The organism is Micromonospora desertarenae (assembly GCF_056150265.1).
In genome coordinates, this window is record NZ_JAXCFQ010000004.1 from 15,123 (window position 1) to 34,119 (window position 18,997).

Annotated in this window: 14 protein-coding genes; 3 read left to right on the forward strand and 11 right to left on the reverse strand. The window is 76.3% G+C overall.

Going from position 1 to position 18,997, the window contains the following annotated elements:
• Positions 1-12 precede the first annotated feature (12 nt).
• From SM577_RS08815 to SM577_RS08845, 7 genes are all read right to left on the reverse strand, one after another.
• Complete coding sequence (locus SM577_RS08815; RefSeq protein ID WP_302922365.1) at positions 13-1,845, reverse strand: NHL domain-containing thioredoxin family protein; 1,833 nt, start codon at positions 1,843-1,845, stop codon at positions 13-15.
• Positions 1,846-2,006: 161 nt separating this feature from the next.
• A complete protein-coding gene (locus SM577_RS08820) occupies positions 2,007-4,664 on the reverse strand; it encodes a DNA polymerase III subunit gamma/tau domain-containing protein (protein ID WP_474586654.1) in 2,658 nt (885 codons plus the stop codon).
• Between the two features lie 347 nt (positions 4,665-5,011).
• The gene (locus tag SM577_RS08825) at positions 5,012-5,149 is read right to left on the reverse strand and encodes a hypothetical protein (protein ID WP_167180486.1); all 138 of its coding nucleotides are present in this window, start codon (positions 5,147-5,149) and stop codon (positions 5,012-5,014) included.
• 222 nt (positions 5,150-5,371) lie between these two features.
• Positions 5,372-6,856 carry a dihydrolipoamide acetyltransferase family protein gene (locus tag SM577_RS08830; RefSeq protein ID WP_474586655.1) on the reverse strand — a complete coding sequence of 495 codons (1,485 nt, stop codon included), beginning with the start codon at positions 6,854-6,856 and terminating at the stop codon, positions 5,372-5,374.
• A 5-nt stretch (positions 6,857-6,861) separates the two neighbouring features.
• Positions 6,862-7,851: an alpha-ketoacid dehydrogenase subunit beta gene (locus tag SM577_RS08835; protein WP_302922362.1), complete on the reverse strand. Its 990-nt coding sequence runs from the start codon at positions 7,849-7,851 to the stop codon at positions 6,862-6,864.
• Complete coding sequence (pdhA, locus tag SM577_RS08840) at positions 7,851-9,035, reverse strand: pyruvate dehydrogenase (acetyl-transferring) E1 component subunit alpha (protein WP_302922361.1); 1,185 nt, start codon at positions 9,033-9,035, stop codon at positions 7,851-7,853. Before pdhA ends, SM577_RS08835 begins: the two co-directional genes overlap by 1 nt.
• A gap of 647 nt (positions 9,036-9,682) precedes the next feature.
• Positions 9,683-10,339, reverse strand: a complete 657-nt coding sequence (locus SM577_RS08845) for a hypothetical protein (RefSeq protein ID WP_474586656.1) — start codon at positions 10,337-10,339, stop codon at positions 9,683-9,685.
• Between the two features lie 105 nt (positions 10,340-10,444).
• Between SM577_RS08845 and SM577_RS08850 the strand changes: the two genes are divergently transcribed.
• Complete coding sequence (locus SM577_RS08850) at positions 10,445-11,065, forward strand: phosphatase PAP2 family protein (protein ID WP_302922359.1); 621 nt, start codon at positions 10,445-10,447, stop codon at positions 11,063-11,065.
• An 88-nt stretch (positions 11,066-11,153) separates the two neighbouring features.
• On the opposite strand, the gene SM577_RS08855 is transcribed toward SM577_RS08850, so the two are convergent.
• On the reverse strand, positions 11,154-11,837 hold the full coding sequence (locus tag SM577_RS08855; protein WP_302922358.1) for an NUDIX hydrolase: 684 nt from the start codon (positions 11,835-11,837) through the stop codon (positions 11,154-11,156).
• A 75-nt stretch (positions 11,838-11,912) separates the two neighbouring features.
• On the opposite strand from SM577_RS08855, the gene SM577_RS08860 reads away from it, so the two are divergent.
• The gene (locus SM577_RS08860) at positions 11,913-12,974 is read left to right on the forward strand and encodes an SPFH domain-containing protein (protein WP_474586657.1); all 1,062 of its coding nucleotides are present in this window, start codon (positions 11,913-11,915) and stop codon (positions 12,972-12,974) included.
• A 67-nt stretch (positions 12,975-13,041) separates the two neighbouring features.
• Positions 13,042-13,980 (forward strand): hypothetical protein, encoded by a 939-nt coding sequence (locus SM577_RS08865; protein ID WP_474586658.1) that lies wholly within the window; start codon positions 13,042-13,044, stop codon positions 13,978-13,980.
• A 91-nt stretch (positions 13,981-14,071) separates the two neighbouring features.
• Here SM577_RS08865 and SM577_RS08870 read toward each other — a convergent pair whose 3' ends face one another.
• From SM577_RS08870 to SM577_RS08880, 3 genes are all read right to left on the reverse strand, one after another.
• Positions 14,072-15,298: a hypothetical protein gene (locus tag SM577_RS08870; protein ID WP_474580115.1), complete on the reverse strand. Its 1,227-nt coding sequence runs from the start codon at positions 15,296-15,298 to the stop codon at positions 14,072-14,074.
• A gap of 124 nt (positions 15,299-15,422) precedes the next feature.
• Complete coding sequence (locus tag SM577_RS08875) at positions 15,423-17,084, reverse strand: GTPase (RefSeq protein WP_474586864.1); 1,662 nt, start codon at positions 17,082-17,084, stop codon at positions 15,423-15,425.
• A gap of 17 nt (positions 17,085-17,101) precedes the next feature.
• A complete protein-coding gene (locus tag SM577_RS08880; RefSeq protein WP_474580114.1) occupies positions 17,102-18,937 on the reverse strand; it encodes an ABC transporter in 1,836 nt (611 codons plus the stop codon).
• Positions 18,938-18,997 lie beyond the last annotated feature (60 nt).

The window sequence follows — 18,997 nt, forward strand, 5'->3', positions numbered from 1 at the left end:
GCGCGGACCGCCTCAGGCGTCCAGCCCGCGCAGCACCAGCGGCAGCCGGGCCGCGCCGCCGTCGACCACCCGCACCGGCACGCCCCAGTCCTGCCGGGTCAGGTGGCAGGCCGCGTGCTCGACGTCCGCGTCGCAGGTCGCCGCCTGGGCGGTCACCTGGAGCACGCCGCCGGCGACGTCGCCGTTGACCACCAGCCGGCGGGACAGCTCGGTGCCGGTGCCCGCCCCCTCGACCAGCAGCTCCGGCGGGGACGCGGAGACCACCAGCCGGGTGGACGGGCCGTACGTCTCGTCCAGCTTCTGCCCCGGCGCCGGGGTGAAGATGACGTCCAGCGTCAGCTCGCCGGCCCCGACGTCGGTCGGCTTCCGCTCGGCGCGGTGCCGGGGGCCGGCCACGGTGCTCGCCCCGGCCGCGGAGAGCGCACCCGGGGCCAGCCGGGTGAGCCGGTGCGCGGCGGACTCCACCACCAGCACCTCGCCGGCCGGGGTGAGCACCAGGTCGCTCGGCTCGGCCAGCCCGTCGGCGACGGTGGAGACCTGGTCGCCCGCCGGGTCGTAGCGGCGCACCGCGCCGTTGTAGGTGTCGGCGATCAGCACCGAGCCGTCCGGCAGCGCGCAGACCCCGAGCGGGTGCTGGAGCAGCGCCGACGCGGCCGGCCCGTCGACGTGGCCGAAGTCGAAGAGACCCTGCCCGACCGCGGTGCCCATGACCCCGTCCTCGACGTACCGGATCGCGCTGGTCTCGCTGTCGGCGACCCAGAGCCGGGTGCCGTCGGCGGAGACCGACAGGCCGGAGGGCTGGGCCATCCAGGCGTCCGCCAGCGGGCCGTCGCGCAGCGCCTCGACAGTGGTGCCCGCGTACATGCCGGCGGTCCGCTTCACCGGGTCGAACCACCAGAGCTGGTGGATCCCGGCCATCGCGATGACCACCTTGTCGTCGTACCAGGCCAGGTCCCAGGGGGAGGAGAGGTCGACGGCGAGCGCGTCGTGCGCGTGGTCGTCGACGGTGGAGCGCCACTGCCGCCCGGTGCCGGCCACGGTGACCACCTCGCCGGTGGCCAGGCGTACGCCCCGCAGCAGGTGGTTGACGGTGTCCGCGACGACCAGGTCGTAGCCGGCCACCTCGGCGACGTGCGCGGGGAGCAGGCAGAGCCCCTGCGGCTCGGAGAACCCGGCCGCCTCGGCCGGACCGTCGGCGCGGCCCCGGCTGCCCGAGCCGATCCGGCGGACCAGCGTCTCGCCGTCCGGCGCCAGCTCGGCCAGCGAGTGCCGGGCCGAGTCCGACACCAGCAGGTTGCCGTTCTCCAGCAGCACGGCCTTGCCCGGGAACCGCAGCGTGGTCTCCGGCTCGGCCGGCGGCACGTACGGGCCGTCACCCCGGTGCAGGGTGCCCTTGGCCTCGTGGGTGGCGATCAGCTCGTCGATCAGCCGGGCCAGCCCCTCGGCGTGCCCCTCGCCGGCCATGGTGGCCACCACGTAGCCCTCCGGGTCGATCACCGACAGGGTCGGCCAGGCCCGGGCCGCGTACTGCTGCCACGTGTGCATCTCGGGGTCGTCGAGCACCGGGTGGTGCACCCCGTACCGCTCGACGGCCGCGGCCAGGGCAGCCGCGTCCTTCTCGTGCTCGAACTTCGGCGAGTGCACGCCGATCACCACGAGCACGTCGCCGTACTTCTCCTCCAGCGGCCGCAGCTCGTCGAGTACGTGCAGGCAGTTGATGCAGCAGAAAGTCCAGAAGTCGGCGACGACGATCTTGCCGCGCAGGTCGGCGAGCTTCAGCTCCCGACCGCCGGTGTTCAGCCAGCCCCGGCCGCGCAGCTCCGGTGCCCGTACTCGTGCGCTCATGTCGCCAGTCTGCCGGACGGTACCCGCCGTTCCGGCCGGTACCCCGGGGCGGGCTCCGTCACATCCGCCCCGCCCCGCCCCGCCCCGGCCGGCTCTCGTGCGGGCCGGACAACGGCGGCGGGGCCACGGTCACCCGTGGCCCCGCCGGTCGTCTGGTGCGGTTACTGCCCGGCCGGCTTCAGGCAGATCACCCGGTTGGGTCCCTCACCGGCGAGCACCACGTGCGGCTGCGCCGGGTCGGCGCACTTCTCCTTGGCGTCCACCTTGGAGACCACGGTGAACGCGCCCGCCTCGCCGCAGTCCGCGGCGGCGGCGCCGTCGCCGGACTTCTTGACGCAGGTCCCGACCGCCGGGTCGAACGCCGGCGTGTCGGAACCCCCGACCTTGCCGAGCAGCATCAGCAGACCCAGCGGCACGGCCAGGATCAGCACGGCGGCGACCAGCACGGCGGCGAGCACCCGGCCGTTGCGCACCTTGGGGGTGGGCGCCTCGGTCTTCGGCTCCGCCTCCGGCTTGAACGAGTCGAACCGGTTCTGCTCCGCCGGCTGCTGCTGCTCCCAGGGGGCCGGGCCGGCCGGGTGCTGCGCCGGCGGCGGGAACGGCGGCGGGAAGCCACCGCCCGGAGCCGGGTCGGGGGCGGGACCGTAACCGGGCACGGCAGCGCCCACCGGAGCACCGCCGACGGCGGGGCCACCGGCGGCCGGACCGCCGAAGGGGTCGGCCGGGCCGCCGAACTGGTCGGCCGGGCGGTCGCCGGCGTGCGGCCGCACCCCGTTGACCGGCCGGTTCTGTTGCGGCGCGTCGACGAAGGAGGGCACCCCCGGCGGGAACGCCGGCGGCGGCGCCGGCGAGGCCGGCGCGACCGGGGCGGCCCCGGCGAAGCCGTTGGGCCCGCCCGGCGCGCGGTCGTCGAAGCCGTTCGAGCCGGCTGCCGCGCGGTCGTCGAAGCCGTTGGGCCCGCCGGGCGCGCGGTCGTCGAAGCGGGGCTCCGGCGCCGGGTCGAACCGCGGCGGGGCGTGCTCGGCACGCATCGGGTCCTGCTCGGCCGGCTCGGGCTCGTCCGCCGGCTCCGGGCGGGCCGGCCGCCCGTACACCCGCGGCTGCGGCGCGGGCGTGCCGGCCGGTCGCAACGCCTGGTCGGTCGGGGGCATCACCCGGCTGGCCAGCGGCACGGCGGCACTCGCCGAGACGCTGCCGGCGGCCGGCTCGGCGCCCTCCGGGGAGGTACGCGGGGCGGGCACCACCGGACCGGCCGGGGACTGCGGCTCGTCGTGCCGCGATCCGGCCGGCGCCCAGCCCGGCTGCTCCCGCTCGTACGCCGGCGCGCCACCCTCGCGGGCGGACTGCTCGGCGTACGCCGGCTGCTCCGGCGCGAACTGGGCGGGCGGGGTGTAGTCGGCCGGCGGCGCGGCGGCCAGGCTGGCGCCCGGCACCCGCTGCTCCTGCGGGGGCAGCGGCACCGCGTTGGCCGGCGAGATGCCCGGCCCCGGAGCGGGCTGGTAGATGGGGGCCTGCTCGGCCCGGTCGGCCTCCCGGTCGTGGTCGGCCCGGGCCGGCTCGGCCTCGGCGCGGCCCCACGCCTCGGCGGCGTCCCAGGGCTCCGCGTCCGCGAGGGCGCGCTCGGCACCGTTCCACTGTGGCGACTGGCCACCGGCGGCCGGCGACCAGGCCGGCGGGCCGCCGTCGCCGGGCACGGACGCGCTGGCCCGGGCCGGTGGCGCGGCGGCCGGCTCGGCCGGCGTCCAACCGTTCTCCTCCGGCCGGTCGGCCGGCTGCGGCGCGGCGGTGGCGCCCCAGGCGCCGGGCTCGTCACGGGCCGGGTCGTCGGCCGGTCCACCCCAGGCGCCGCCCGGGCGCTGCTCGGCGGGGGCGTCCCAGCCGACCGCTGACCGGTCGTCGGGGGTGGCCCAGTCGGGCTGCCGCGGCTGGTCGTCCTGCCGCGCGGCCCAGCCGCCGGAGCGGGCCGGGTCGTCCTGCTGCGGCCCGGCGGCCCAGTCGGGCTGGCGCGGCGGGTCGTCCTGCTGCCCGGCGGCCCAACCGCCGGACTGCTCCGGCCGCTCGTTGTTCCAGCCACCCGGGGCGGCCGGCTCCTCCTGGCCGCCCCAGGCCGGCGCGGCCTGCGGCACCTGGGCGGCACCCCGGGCGCCGGGCTGCTCGGCCGGCGCCCAGGCGGGCGGCTCGTCCTGCGCGGCGGCACCCCAGCCGCCGGAGCGGGCCGGGTCGTCCTGCTGCGGCCCGGCGGCCCAGTCGGGCTGGCGCGGCGGGTCGTCCTGCTGCCCGGCGGCCCAACCGCCGGACTGCTCCGGCCGCTCGTTGCTCCAGCCGCCCGAGGTGGCCGGGTCCGGGCCGGCGGCGCCGCCGTTCTGGGCGGGCCAGGCGTCGGGGGCGGCGGACGGCACCTGGGCGGCGCCCCGGACCGGGGGCTGCTGCGCCCAGGCCGGGGCCGACTGCTCATCCTGCGCCCAGCCGGGCTGCTCGGCGGAGCCGCCGGCGGCCCACGGCTGCTGGCCGGGCTGCTCGCCCTGGGCGAGCCAGGCCGGTGGCCCGTCGCCGGGCGGGTTCCACGCGCCCGGCTCGCCCGGCTGCGGCGGGGTGGCCGTGCCCCGGGCGTGCGGCGGCTGGTCCTGGGTCGCGGCCCAGGCCGGAGCGGGTGGACCCGGCTGCGCGGGGGGCGGTGGCGCCCAGCCCAGGTCGGGCGTGGGCACGCCGTAGCCGGTGTGCTGCTGCGCCGGTCGGTCGCCGTACGGCGCCGGTCCGCCGGCGCCCGGCGACACCTCGTCCGGCTCCTGGCCGGGGTGGTGCGGGCCCTCGGACGTCATGCGTGCGCCTCCTCCATCACATGTCGGCCGCCGGTGCCGATCGGTCTGCTCGGCAGGGCTGCCGGCGTCGCCGGCGGTACCGGCCGTGCCGGCTCCCCGCACCGTATCCGGTGGCGGCCCGGGGGCGCCCGGGGAGCACTCGGTCGTCACTCCGCGTCGCCGGATGGTGTCGAGCAGCTTCTATCGGCCCGACCCGGTCCGGGTCGGCGGGTGACGACCGAGCCCCACCGTACCGGGCGCTGCGGCGAGGTGGAATCCCGGTGCCGAGGGCTGTGAAACGCCGACGACCCGCCCGGGTGGACCGGGCGGGTCGTCGATCTGGAGGAGGTGAGGAAAGTTGTGGAGCGTCAGCTCATGTGACGCTGGGCGATGGCGAGGATCTCGTCGCGGACCGCGGGCGAGTTGGCCGAGCGCAGCGCGTGCTCGATGGCACGGGCCCGGCGGTTGGCGTCGCGGCGGTTCCGGATTCGCTCGATCATGCTCATGGTGGTGTCTCCTCCTGGCTATTCGGTTGTCAGCCCGTCGATGTCTCCATTGAACCGCAGAACGCGGGTAACTTCCATCGATTATTAGGTGAGCTGAGACACCTGCCGAACAATCAAAGGTGAGGGGGCCATCTCACCGACGTTTCTCGTCCTCCAAACGAACACGGCCGGTGTGCCGGGAGTTCACCCCGGGCACACCGGCCGTGGCCGGATGTCGAGCCGTCAGGTCCAGGCGAGCAGCGCCGCCTCCGGGTCGCTGAGGAAGTCCCCGATGTCGCGCAGGAACTTCGAGCCCAGCTCGCCGTCGATGATCCGGTGGTCGAAGGAGAGCCCCAACGTGGTGACCTGGCGCGGGCGGACCTTGCCCTTGTGCACCCAGGGCATCTCGCGGACCGCGCCGAAGGCCAGGATCGCCGACTCGCCCGGCGGCAGGATCGGCGTGCCGGTGTCCACCCCGAACACCCCGACGTTGGTGATGGTCAGGGTGCCCCCGGACATGTCGGCCGGCGAGGTGCGGCCGGCCTTGGCCGTCTGCACCAGGTCGGTCAGCGCGTCGGCCAGCTCCCGCAGGGACAGCCGGCCGGCGTCCTTGATGTTCGGCACGATCAGCCCGCGCTCGGTGGCCGCCGCGATGCCCAGGTTGACGTACTCCTTGACGACGATCTCGTCGCCGGACCAGGTGGAGTTCACCATCGGGTGCCGCTTGACCGCCAGCAGCACCGCCTTGGCCACCAGCAGCAGCGGGGAGACGCGCACGTCCCGCCACTCCCGCCGGTTGCGCAGCCGGTCCAGGGCCTTCATCGCCCGGGTCATGTCGACGGTCAGGAACTCGGTCACGTGCGGCGCGGTGAACGCCGACCGGACCATGTTCTCGGCGGTGAGCTTGCGTACCCCCTTGACCGGGATGCGCTGCTCGCGGTCCGCGCCGAAGCTCGCAGCCGCGGTGGCCGGCCGCGTCGCCGCGACCGGCTCGGCCGCCGCCGTGGCGCCGGCCGCCGCCCGCTGCACGTCCTCCCGGGTGATCGAGCCCAGCGGGCCCGAGCCGGTCAGCGTGGCGAGGTCGACACCCAGGTCCTTGGCGAGCTTGCGCACCGGCGGCTTGGCCAGCACCAGCCCGCCCGCGCCGGTGTGGCCGTTGCGGTCGGCGGCCGGGGCGGCCTCGACCGGCGGGGCCGCGACCGGCTCCGGCCGCGCCGGTGCCGTGCCGGCCGCGGCCGGCCGGGCCTGCGCGGGGACGTCACCCTTGCGCGGGCGGCGCTTCGCCGCGGTGGTACGCGGGCCGTAGCCGACCAGCACGGCGGTGCGGCCGCCCGGGGCGGGACCGCCGATCAGGCCCGGCTCGACCATGCCCTCGGCGGGCGCCACCTCGACCGCGGCCAGCGAGGCCGCCGACGGGGTGGGCAGGTCGTCGCCACCGGCGGTGCCGGACGGCGCGTCCGGCGTCTCCACCGGCCCGGCGTTCGGGTCGGTGTCGATCGCGATGATCGGGGTGCCGACCTCCACCGTGGTGCCCTCCGGGTGGAAGATCGCCTGCACCCGGCCGGCCCACTTCGCCGGGATCTCGACGGCCGCCTTGGCCGTCTCCACCTCGACGATCGGCTGGTTCAGCTCGATGGTGTCGCCCACCGCGACCAGCCAGCTGAGGATCTCGCCCTCGGTCAGACCCTCGCCCAGGTCGGGCAGGTTGAACTCCTTGATCCGGGACATGCCGATCACCAGCCGTAGGTGCGGTCGACGGCGTCGAGCACCCGGTCGAGGTCGGGCAGGTACTCCTCCTCCACCCGGGCGGCCGGGTAGGGGGTGTCGAAGCCGGTCACCCGCAGCACCGGGGACTCCAGGGAGTAGAAGCACTCCTCGGTGATCCGGGCCGCCAGCTCCGCGCCGAGGCCGACGTTGGACGGCGCCTCGTGCACCACCACGGCCCGACCGGTGCGCTTCACCGACTCGTACACCACGCCGAGGTCGAGCGGGGAGAGCGTGCGCAGGTCGATGACCTCCAGCTCCCGGCCGTCCTCGGCGGCGGCGGTCGCCGCGTCCAGGCAGGTGCGCACCATCGGCCCGTACGCCAACACCGTGACATCGGTGCCCGGCCGGGCGACCCGGGCGGCGTGCAGCGGGTACGCGTCGGCCAGCGGCGCGTCCACCTCCACCGGACCCTTCTCCCAGTAGCGCCGCTTCGGCTCCAGAAAGATGATCGGGTCGTCCGAGGCGATGGCCTGCTGGATCATCACGTAGGCGTCCTGCGGGTTGGCGCAGGAGACGACCTTCAGGCCGGCGGTGTGCGCGAAGTACGCCTCGGGCGACTCCGAGTGGTGCTCGACCGCGCCGATGCCGCCGCCGAACGGGATCCGGATCACCATCGGGATCTTCAGCTTGCCGCGCGAGCGGTAGTGCATCTTCGCCACCTGCGACACGATCTGGTCGTACGCCGGGTAGACGAAGCCGTCGAACTGGATCTCGCAGACCGGCCGGTAGCCGCGGATGGCGAGGCCGATCGCGGTGCCGATGATGCCGGACTCGGCGAGCGGGGTGTCGATCACCCGCTGGTCGCCGAAGTCCTTCTGCAGCCCGTCGGTGATCCGGAAGACGCCGCCGAGCTTGCCGACGTCCTCGCCCATGATGACGACCTTCGGGTCGTTCTCCAGGGCGCGGCGCAGGCCGACGTTGAGGGCCTTGCCGAGGGTGAGCGTCTCCGTGGCCATCAGTGCGCGCTCCCCTCGAACGACTCCAGGTACCTGCTGAACTGCTCCCGCTGCTGCTCGACCAGCGGCGACCCGTTGGGGTAGACGTGGTCGAACAGGGTGGTCGGCTCCGGGTTGGGCATGGCCAGCACCCGCTCGCGCAGGTGCACCGACTCGCGGCGGGCCTGCTCGTCGACCTCGGCGAAGAAGTCCGCGTCGGCCAGCTGCTGCTTGGTCAGGAACGCCTTCATCCGGGCGATCGGGTCCTTGGCCTGCCAGGCCTCGACCTCGCTGGCGATCCGGTACCGGGTCGGGTCGTCGGAGGTGGTGTGCGCCCCCATCCGGTAGGTGTACGCCTCGATCAGGCTCGGGCCCTGCCCGTGCCGGGCGTTGTCCAGCGCCTGGCGGGTGACCGCGTAGGTGGCCAGCACGTCGTTGCCGTCCACCCGGATGCCCGGGAAGCCGAAGCCGGCGGCCCGCTGGTAGAGCGGGATCCGGGTCTGCCGCTCCAGCGGCTCGGAGATCGCGTACTGGTTGTTCTGGCAGAAGAAGACCATCGGCGCGTTGAACACGCCGGCCCAGACGAACGACTCGTTCACGTCGCCCTGGCTGGTCGCCCCGTCGCCGAAGTAGGCGATGACCGCCTCGCCGTCGTCGGTGCCGGTCTTGCCGTCCATGGCGATGCCCATGGCGTACCCGGTCGCGTGCAGGGTCTGCGCCCCGATCACGATCGTGTACATGTTGAACTTGAACTCGTTCGGGTCCCAGCCGCCCTGGTCGACGCCGCGGAACAGGCCGAGCGGCATGATCGGGTCGATGCCCCGGCAGTAGAGCACGCCGTGCTCGCGGTAGGTCGGGAAGGCCATGTCCTGCGTACGCAGCGCCCGGCCGGAGCCGACCTGGGCCGCCTCCTGACCCAGCAGGCTCGCCCAGATGCCCAGCTCACCCTGCCGCTGCAGGGCGGTGGCCTCGGCGTCCAGCTTGCGAACCAGCACCAGGTCCCGGTAGAGGCCGCGGTACTCCTCGTCGGTGAAGTCGACGCGGTACTCGGTGCCGTCCGGCCCGGTCACGCTCTCGATCCGCTCGCCCTCGGGGGTGAGCAGCTGCACCAGTTCCGGGTCACCGGCCTTGCCGGCCCCGGCCTTCTTCGACCGGGGTGCGGCCCGCCGGCCGCGGGTGGTGACCCCGGGGTCGCCCTTTGCCATCCGTCTCTCCCTGTCATGTCTGCGTCGGCACCGGGGGGTCACCCGGCCGCGCAACTCGTGCGCCTGTCCGGCTGGTGCCGGACCGGTTCCTGGCGGCCGCGCCTAGCCCCGGTGGGGGTTGCCGCGCGGCGTGAGCCGGATTCAGGCCGAACCCGGTTCGGGGAGCGCCGGCGCCGCGCCGCGCCTGCCGCGAGGGTGCGCGGAGGTCGCGGCTGCGTTGCCGTCGTGGTCCATATTCGCATCAAGGGTGAGCGGGCCCACAGTACGCCCGCCCCGCACCGTCGGGGCCGCCCAGTTCGTTACACCGATCGCCCGGTGTCGCTCCGATCGCCGCCCGACCGTTCCGGCGATGGTTCGTCACCGTTCGGCCAGATACGCGTGGCGACACGCGGTAACGGGTTGGCTGACGCACCGTCACTGCGCCACCCTGGTTCGGGCGGATCGCCACCGATCGAGTGGTTTGCCGCTTCCCCGGGTGGGCGCGGCCCGTCCGGTCTCCCGGTGGCCGACGACGACGAGGAGTGTGCGGTGTCCGACCCAGCTGAGGGACCAGGCGCTCCACTGCTCGGCCGGCACCGTGCGGCCGGCGGCTACCGCCGGGTGGTCGGCGCGCACCGCGCGCCGGGCTCGGTGGCCCCCTCGCGGGGCTACCTGTTCACCGTGGCCCTGCTGGCCGGCACCGCGTCCATGCCGATCCTGGCCGCGATCAGCACCGGGTCGGCCACCGTCGGCAGCACCGCGCTGCCGGACACCAGCACCCCGTTCATCCCGACCCCGTCGGTCGGCCCGGTGGTGATCCCGCTGCCGGTGACCAGCCAGCCGGCGGTCACCCCGTCCGCCACGCCGTCCGTCGGCCCGGCGGCCACCGCCCCGTGGCGGCCGGCCGCGCGCCGACCCGGCGGTCCGGCCGGGTTCGCGGCCGACCCCGCACCGGCCCGGACTCCGCCACCCGGCCGGCCGCGGCCCACCGCCGGTACGACGGCCCCGCCGCCCCGGCCGGCGCCCTCACCGTCGCCGTCGCCGACCGGCGGCACCTCGCCGTCGCCGTCCCCGTCGTCGCCGTCGCCGTCGCCCTCGGCGGAGACCAGCCCCAGCGGCACCGGCTCGCCCAGCCCGACGGGCGGCCCGCCCGCGTCGCCGGACGGAGCGACCCCGTCACCCGGCGGCACCACTCCCGCCTCCGAGGCGGCCACCCCGACCGGCACGCCGGCCAACGCCGGCGGTACCAGCCCGACGTCGACCGGGTCGCCGGTGCCGGCGCCCCGTCCGGCCGCCGGTACGCCGGCCCCGGGTGCGGAGCGCACCCCGTCGCCGCGTACCGGCCCGCCGGCCACCGGGCCGGCCGCTCCGGTCCCCGCGCCGCGGACCTCGCCGACCCCGGTGACGGGCGCGGTGCCGGCTCCCGCCAGGTGAATCGCGAGGTCCCACCGGCCGACGCCACCCGCTCCGGTCCGGGATTCCGGCTGGCCCGGATCGTCACCGAGGTGACCGCGCCCGCGGTGCTGGTCACCGTGCTGACCGTGACGATCGGCTGGCACAGCAGTCAGGGCGACCCGCGCGGCCTGGCCTGGGGGCTGCTCGCCACGCTCTTCGTCACCGGCATCCCGTTCGCGTACATCCTCGGCGGGGTGCGCCGGGGCCGGCTCACCGACCACCACGTGGGCGTCCGCGAGCAGCGGCGGATCCCGTTGCTCTTCGGCCTCTGCTCGGTGGCCGCCGGGCTGGTCCTGCTCGCCGCGCTCGGCGCGCCCCGCCCGGTGCTGGCGCTGACCGCCGCCGGCGTGCTCGGTCTGGTGGTCGCCGTGGGGGTGAGCCACTGGTGGAAGCTGTCCATCCACGCGGCGGTGGCCGCCGGCACGGTGGTGGTGCTGGTGTTGACGTTCGGCGTCCGGCTGCTGGTCACCGCGCCGCTGCTCGCCCTGGTCGGCTGGTCCCGGGTGCGGCTGGGCGATCACACGGTGGCCCAGGTGCTGGCCGGTGGCGGGCTCGGCGGGTTGATCGCGGGCGTCGTCTTCGCCACCCTCCGCTGAGCTGGCGCGATCCGGGGCCGCCCGGGTCGCCGCCCGTCCGGTCCGGACAGGCGCGCCGAGCACGGCCACGGCGGTAGCGCACCCCCGGTCAGGACGGGCGCAGCATCGGCGGGTGCAGCAGGGTGGCCGTACCGCGCCGGAACAGCTGGGCCGGCCGGCCCCGCTCGCCCTCGGTGGCGCGGCCCACCGGCTCCACGAACCCCGGCGTGCCGGTCACCTTGCGGTGGAAGTTGCGCGGGTCCAGCCGGGTGCCCCAGACCGTCTCGTAGACCGCCCGCAGTTGCGCCACGGTGAACTCGGGCGGGCAGAACGCCGCGGCCAGCGGGGTGTACTCGAGCTTCGCCCGGGCCCGCTCCACCCCGTCGGCGAGGATCCGGTCGTGGTCGAAGGCGAGCTGCCCGGGGGTCAGCCGGGCGACCGGCAGCCAGTCCGCCGAGGCGGCGTCCGTGCCGGCCACCGGGCTGCCGAGATCGGGCAGCAGGGCCAGCCAGGCCACCGTGACCACCCGGCCGCGCGGGTCGCGGTCCGGCCGGCCGTACGTGCCGAGCTGCTCGAGGTGCCCGGCCGGCTCGGCGAGACCGGTCTCCTCGGTCAGCTCGCGGACGGCGGCGGCCGGTAGGTCCTCGTCGATCTGGACGAAGCCGCCGGGCAGCGCCCAGCGCCCCCGGTACGGCTCGATGCCGCGCCGGACCAGCAGGACGTTCAGCTCGTCGGCCCGGACGGTCAGCACCACCAGGTCGACGGTCACCGCGAAGGGCGGGTACTCGGCCATCTTTATCACCACCTTGACGAGAATCTAGCAGAGCGTTTATCGTCGTGACGACGAAAAAGAAACGAGGTGGAGACGATGGCCGATGTGACGAGGCGCTTCTTCCTGCGCCACCTGCGCGGAACGCCGACCAGCTGGGTCCGGTGGCAGGTCGGCGGGCGGGTCCGCCGGGAGGGCACCGGGCTCTCCTTCTGGTACCGGCCGCTGCGGGCGGTGCTCAGCGAGGTGCCGGTGGACGACCGGGAGCTGCCGCTGCTCTTCCACGCCCGCACCGGCGACTTCGCCGACATCACCGTGCAGGCCACGGTGACCTACCGGGTGGCCGACCCGGCGCTGGCCGCGGCCCGGCTCGACTTCTCGGTCGACCCGCGTACCGGCCGGGCCCGGTCCCGCCCGCTCGACCAGATGGCCACGCTCCTCGCCGAGCTGGCCCAGCAGCCCGCCCTCGACCTGCTCGCCCGGGTGCCGCTGGCCGAGGCGCTCACCACCATCGCGCCGGTCCGCGAGGCGGTCTCGGCGGCCCTGGCGGCCGAGCCCCGGCTCGCCGACGTCGGCGTGGCGGTGGTCAGCGCCCGGGTGGTGGCCATCCGCCCCGAGCCCGAGCTGGAGCGCGCGTTGCAGACGCCGACCCGGGAGGCGGTGCAGGTCGAGGCCGACCGGGCGACCTACGCCCGGCGCGCCCAGGCGGTCGAGCAGGAGCGCTCGATCGCCGAGAACGAACTCCAGAACAAGATCGAGCTGGCCCGGCGGGAGCAGCAACTGGTCGAGCAGCACGGCGCGAACTCCCGGCGCCGGGTAGAGCTGGACGCCGCCGCCGAACTCGCCGCCGCCCAGGGCAAGGCCGAGCGGGAGAAGGTCGCCAACGCGGCGGCCGCCGAGCGGGCCCGGGTGCTCGCCGGCGCCGAGGCGGAGAAGGAGCGGATGCTGGCCGCCGCCCGGGCCGACGGGGTGCGCGTGCTCGGGCACGCCGAGGCCGAGGCGGAGGCGGCGAAGCTGGCCGCGTACGCCGAACTGCCGCCGGAGGTGCTGCGGGCCCTGACGGTCCGGGAGCTGGCCGGGCAGCTGCCGCAGATCGGGCAGCTCACGGTCACCCCCGACCTGGTCTCCGACCTGCTGGCCCGGCTGGTCCCGGCCCGATGAGCGGCGGGACGAGCCGCCGCGCGGCGGAGATCGGGCCGGGCCCGGCGTGCCGCCCGGGGTCGCTCCGGTGAGCGGCCGGGCGGGCGGCGGCGCCGGGGCCGGCACCCTCGCGCCCCGGGTCGTCGTGGTCAGCCGGCGCAGCGAGCTGGACGAGCTGCTGGCCCGGCACGGCACCCGGGCCGCGGCCGCCTGGTACCTGCGGGAACGCGGCCGGGACCTGGCCGAGGTGGTGGACCGGCACGAGGCGCTCCAGGCCGCGCTGACCACTGTCGGGGCGGCCGTGCCGGCGGACTGGCGGCGCGGCGCGGTGGACCGCGACGACCTGCCCCGGTTCCTCTTCGCCCCGGAGGACGTGGTGGTGGCGGTGGGGCCGGACGGCCTGGTGGCCAACGTCGCCAAGTACCTGTCCGGGCAGCCGGTGATCGGCGTCGACCCCGAACCGGGGCGCAACGCCGGGGTGCTGGTCCGGCACCGCGCCGGGTCGCTCGCCGCCCTGCTGCCGGCGGTGGTGGCGGGCGCGGCCCCGACCGCCGCCCGGACCATGGTCCGGGCCGCCCTCGACGACGGCCAGGAACTGGTCGGCCTCAACGAGGTGTACGTCGGGCACGCCTCCCACCAGTCCGCCCGCTACCTGCTCTCGGTCTGCGAGAGCGGGCGGACCCGGCGGGAGCGGCACTCCTCCTCCGGGGTGGTGGTCGGCAGCGGTACGGGGGCGACCGGCTGGTGTGCGTCGATCGCGCGCGACCGTCCGGGTGCGCCGCCGCCGCCCGCCCCGGAGGAGGCCGCGCTCGGCTGGTTCGTCCGGGAGGCGTGGCCGTCCCCGGTCACCGGCGTCGGCCTCACCGCCGGCCGGCTGGCCGCGGGCGACCGGCTGGACCTGGTGGCCGAGTCCGACGGCCTGGTGGCCTTCGCCGACGGCCTGGAATCCGACCGCCTCACCCTCGACTGGGGCCAGCGCCTCACCGTCTCGATCGCCCCCACCCACCTCACCCTGGTCAACCCGTGACCTCCGCCTGTTGATCATGAGGTTGGCGGCGGTGTCGATCTCGTCGACCGCCGCCAACCTCATGATCAACGGGGTTCACGGGGGGTGGGGGTTAGGCGCCGTCGTCGGCTAGGCGGTGGCGGTTGGCTTCGATCCAGGCGTTCAGGGCGGCGGGGTCGTCGGGGTCGACGCCGTCGGCCATGAGCTGGGCGACCGCGGCGGTGGCCGGGCTGCGCCGCTCGCCGGTGGTGTAGAGCCGGGCGAACTCCGGCACCATCTCCTCGATCGCGGTGTCGGTCTGCGCCGCGGCCGGCTCGGGCAGCCCGCGCTGCCGGGCGGCGTAGCCGGCCCAGGCGCGCAGCACCCGGGGCAGCATCGCGGCGTCGTCCATGTCGAGCACGGCCCGCCGGTGCACCCAGTCCAGCAGGAACAGCCCGGCCACCGCGGGACTCCAGCGCAGCGGGTCGGCGTCCGGGAAGCTCGCCGCGTGGTCCAGCAGCAGGCTCAGGCAGAAGTGCAGGGACGCCAGTTCCGGGCCGTCGACGCTGTCCAGGCCGAACCGGGCCGCCTCGGGCGAGGCGAGGAACCGCCGCACCAGCTCCGTACGCTCGGCGGCGGAGAGCGGCTCGACGGCGTCCGGGTCGGCCGGCGGGACCGCGCCGTGCGGCAGCAGCGCCAGCCGCGCGCCGACCAGCGCCCGGTCGGTGGCCAGCGAGCCCTCACCCGGCAGCTCACCGAGGTCGTCGGTGATCGCCAGGTGCCGGCTCACCTCGCCGTGCATCCGGGCCGGATCCTCCTCCCGGAACCAGGTCAGCTCGTCGCCGGCGCACATCTGCCGGACCTGCTCCAGGATCCGTTCGGCCGGCCCGCCGACGAAGACGTCCTTGGTGATCCCGATGTTGTGGTCGACCAGGGCCACCAGGGCGTGCTCCGGGCCGCCGGCCGCGTCGTCGTAGGCGAAGGTGGCGAGGTAGGAGGTCTGGTCGCCGTACACGTCGCCGTAGGCCCAGCTGCCGGTGAGGTGCACCTTGCCGAGCTGGCCCGACCAGGCCGGCGCGGTGGCGCCGGGGCGGACCCGGGCGGCGCCCTCGGCGTCGGGCACCAGGGCGGCGAAGACGGAGCGGATGGTGGTGGCGGCGGCCGTGCGGCGGCGGGAGGTGGCGGCCAGGAAGCCGGCCACGAAGTCCCGCACCGCGGCGCTGCGGTCGGTCTCGGCGACCGCGTAGACGCTGCCGAGCAGCGCGGCACCGAGCATCTCGGCGTCGAGGGCGGTGTCCAGCCTGGTCACGTCGCGTGCGGCCTGGAGCACCGCGTCGTAGGGGGTCTGGGGCGTGGCCATGTATCGACCCTACGCCGCCGCGCCGTTCCGGTCAGCGGTAGCGAGCCGAGCGATTCGCCCGCACGCCGGGCACCCGGTCACCCGCGCCGGGCCCCCGGGTGGGCCGCGCGCCGGGCTGCCCGGGTCAGTCGCGCGTGGCCGACCGGAGCGCCTCCCGCGCCTTGGCGTACGAGCCGAGCACGACCCGTACCGGCGCGAGGACGTACGTCTCGCCGACCGTCGCCACCTCGGCGGTGAGCCGTTGCTCGGCCCGGCCCCGGGCGCGCCGGGCGGCCAGCCGGACGACCGGCCGGGTCAACGCGGCCACCAGCAGCCCGGCCAGCAGCCCGCCGAGCAGCAGCAGGGTCGGCAGCGGCACCACCCCGACGGTGGGGTTGTCCAGCGCGGGCAGGCCGAGCGCGCGCAGCGCGTAGCCCAGCGCGAGCCAGCCCAGGCCGACCAGCGCGGCCAGGGTGAGCAGCCACTGCAGCCCGCCCACCAGCCGCCACCAGACCGGCCGCCGGTCCATGCCCAGGTCGGTGCCGGCCACCGCCCGGTCCAGCGCGTCCGGCAGGTCGGCGAGGCGGGACCGCGCGGCGGCGGTCACCGCCGTCTGCCAGGCACCCGGGAGGTCGGCCCCGGTCCCGTCGGCCACCGACCGGATCGCCAGCCCGAGCGCGGACCGCTGCGCGGCGGTCGGGTCGGGCACCGAGGTGGCGGCCACCAGGCTCTCCGCCGGATCGTCGCCGGCGGCGCCGCCGGCCAGGTGCAGCCGGCGCAGCGGGTCGGGGCGCAGCCGCCGCCAGCCCCGCACCACCGGCCAGCCGGTGGCCGCGCCGGCCCGGTGCCGGTACGCCAACTCGACCGCCTCGGCCACCGCCGGCACCCCGGCCGCGCCGGCCAGCGCCCGGTTCAGCTCGCGGACCACGGCGGCGTCCGGGCCCGCGGACGGTTGGTCCCGGCCGACCAGTTCGGCCAGCCCGGCGACCACGCCGTCCACGTCGCCGGCCAGCCGGCGCAGCGCCGCCTGCCGTTCGGCCACGGTGCGTTCCAGCGCCTCCCGCAGCCCGGCGATGCCGGCCTGCTCGGTGGCCGTGGTGGCCAGCAGCGGTACGCCGGCGAGCTGGTCGGCGTCGAGCAGCCGGCGCAGGTCGGTCAGCACCCGGGGCAGTTCGGCCGGGGGTAGCCGGTCGGCCTGGTTGAGCACGACCAGGGTCACGTCCCTGTGCCGGTGGAACTCGCGCAGGTAGCTGGTGTGGATCACCCGGTCCGCGTACTTCTGCGGGTCGACCACCCAGACCACCAGGTCGACCAGGCCGAGCAGCCGGTCCACCTCCAGCCGGTGGGCGTGCTGCACGGAGTCGAAGTCGGGCAGGTCGAGCAGGATCAGCCCGTGCAGGGCCGACTCGTCGGCACCGTCCAGCGCGCTCTCCCGGACGAACCGGTGCCGGGGCAGCACGCCGATCCAGTCGAGCAGCCGGCTGCCGCCGTCCAGCGGCCCCCACACGCAGGCGTGCGTGACGCCGGTGGTGGGCCGGCGTACCCCGACCGGTGACAGCTCCAGCCGGGCCAGCCCGTTGAACAGGCTGGACTTGCCGCTGCCGGTGGCCCCGGCGAGGGCCACCACTGTGTGGTCGCGGGAGAGTGACAGCCGGGTGCCGGCCCGCTCGACCAGGGTGTGCGCGGCGACCAGCCGGGCGTCCGGCAGGTGCCCGTCGACCAGGCCGAGGAACCGCTCGATCGCCTCCAGCCGGGCGATCAGGTCGTCCGCGTCCACCCGCTGGTCGCCGCGGAACGCCTCGCGCATCCGCCCGACGATGTTGTTCACCGCTCCTCCTCGGTCGGGAGGGCGGCGCCGGTGGCCTCGGCGAAGCCGCTGCGGTGCCGGGCGACCTCCACCCGGCGGGCGGCCCGGCGCAGCTCGGCGGCGGTGTCCGCGGCCGGCCGGGCCTGCTCGGTACGGGTGAGGTAGCGGGCGGCCTCGTCGTCCAGCAGCGCCCGCACCCGGTCCAGCAGGTCGGTCCGGGCCTTGTTGGCGAGCGTACGCACGGCCTGGTCGCCGAAGATCGCCTGGAGCACTGCCTGCGCGGCGACGGTGGTGCCGGCGCCGGTGGCCACCTCCAGCCCGGTCGGGATGAACGCGGTCGAGGCGAACACCGCGATCATCACCGCCAGCCCGGTGGCGTTCACCGCGTACGCCGCCGTGCGGGCCACGAACCGCTTGTCGCCGCCCTCGGCCCGGACCAGCTCCAGCACGGCGCGCTGCCAGTCGCGGACCATCCGCTCGGCGCGCTCGGGCAGGTCGTCGGAGGGGTGGGCGAGCGGCGGTTCGAGCAGCGCCGACCCCGCCGGGTGCGCCTTCCACCCGGTGTACGCGTTCTCGGCCGCCTCGGCGGCGACCCCGCGCAGCAGGGTGACCAGCTGCGACTCGATGGCGGTCCGCAGCTCGGCGGCCGGGGCGGGCCGGCCGGTCACCGCGGCCACCACCCGGTCGCGCAGCCGGCCGATCCGCGCCTCCAGGGTGCGGAAGAACTCGCCGGTGCCGACGAACTCCTGCCAGCGGGCGAGCACCTCGCCGCGGAGCAGCCGACCGTCGCGCAGCCCCTGCTCGACCGTCCGGTGCGCCCCCCGGTACGCGGCCCGGACCCGCTCGTCGAGCGCGTCCGCGGCGGCCACCTGCTCCTCGGCGGCCTCGGCGAGCCCCTCGACGGTGGGGTGCAGCGAGGCGAGCGCCCCGTCCAGGGTCTGCCGGACCACGGCGGCCCGGGCGTCCGCGTCGGCGGCCAGCCGGGCGAACCAGCCGGCCAGCGGCGCGGTGACCCGGTCGGGCAGCAGCCCCTGCCCGTCGACCCAGGTCTCCGGCAGCACGAAGAGCGGCGCCGCGCCGAGATCCTGCGCGGCCAGCATCTCGGACAGGTGGGCGGCGATCTCGTCGGCCGCCTCCGGGGGGACCCGGTCGAGCACCATGGCGATCACCGCGCCCCGGGAGCGGGCGCTGCGCAGCAGCTCCCAGGGGACCGCGTCGGCGTAGCGGGCGGCGGTGGTGACGAAGAGCCAGAGGTCGGCGGCGGCCAGCAGTTGGCCGGCCAGGGCCCGGTTGGCGTCGACCACCGAGTCGATGTCGGGCGCGTCGAGGAAGGCCAGCCCGGCCGGCAGCGCCGGGGCGGTGACCAGGTGCAGGGTGCGCGGATCCGCACTCGGTTCGTTGGTGCGGGTGAGGCCGGGCAGCAGCTCGCCCTGGCGGAACCAGGCGGCGTCGGCCGGGTTGCAGACCAGCACCGGCGAGCGGGTGGTCGGCCGGAGCACGCCGGCGGCGCTCACCCGGGCCTGCACCAGGCTGTTGACCAGTGTCGACTTGCCCGCGCCGGTGGACCCGCCGACCACCACCAGCAGCGGCGCGTCCAGCCGGGCGAGGCGGGGGATGAGGTAGTCGTCGAGCTGGTCGGTGAGGGCGGCGCCGGTACGCCGGGCCGGCTCGGCCGAGGGCAGGACGAGCGGGAACCGGGCCGCCCCGATCGCGGCCCGCAGGCCGGCGAGCGCCGCGGGCAGGGTGTCCTCCCCGGTGGTGGCGGGCGGGTCCTCCCCGGCGTCCGTTCCGCCGGTGCGGGCTGCGACGGCGGGCGCGCCGGACTGGGTGGCGGAATCGCCGTGCGTCGTCACCGCTAAAGCGTGCCCGACCGATGCAAGGGAAGACAACTGATGAGTAGCTGTGTCGGACTT

What these genes read in the sequence shown, in the direction of transcription:
- SM577_RS08830 (WP_474586655.1), bottom strand. Translation starts at nt 6,856, where the DNA reads ATGTCCCGGATCAAGGAGTTCAACCTGCCCGACCTGGGCGAGGGTCTG.
- SM577_RS08815 (WP_302922365.1), bottom strand. Translation starts at nt 1,845, where the DNA reads ATGAGCGCACGAGTACGGGCACCGGAGCTGCGCGGCCGGGGCTGGCTG.
- SM577_RS08825 (WP_167180486.1), bottom strand. Translation starts at nt 5,149, where the DNA reads ATGAGCATGATCGAGCGAATCCGGAACCGCCGCGACGCCAACCGCCGG.
- pdhA (WP_302922361.1), bottom strand. Translation starts at nt 9,035, where the DNA reads ATGGCAAAGGGCGACCCCGGGGTCACCACCCGCGGCCGGCGGGCCGCA.
- SM577_RS08875 (WP_474586864.1), bottom strand. Translation starts at nt 17,084, where the DNA reads ATGCGCGAGGCGTTCCGCGGCGACCAGCGGGTGGACGCGGACGACCTG.
- SM577_RS08835 (WP_302922362.1), bottom strand. Translation starts at nt 7,851, where the DNA reads ATGGCCACGGAGACGCTCACCCTCGGCAAGGCCCTCAACGTCGGCCTG.
- SM577_RS08855 (WP_302922358.1), bottom strand. Translation starts at nt 11,837, where the DNA reads ATGGCCGAGTACCCGCCCTTCGCGGTGACCGTCGACCTGGTGGTGCTG.
- SM577_RS08870 (WP_474580115.1), bottom strand. Translation starts at nt 15,298, where the DNA reads ATGGCCACGCCCCAGACCCCCTACGACGCGGTGCTCCAGGCCGCACGC.
- SM577_RS08860 (WP_474586657.1), top strand. Translation starts at nt 11,913, where the DNA reads ATGGCCGATGTGACGAGGCGCTTCTTCCTGCGCCACCTGCGCGGAACG.
- SM577_RS08820 (WP_474586654.1), bottom strand. Translation starts at nt 4,664, where the DNA reads ATGACGTCCGAGGGCCCGCACCACCCCGGCCAGGAGCCGGACGAGGTG.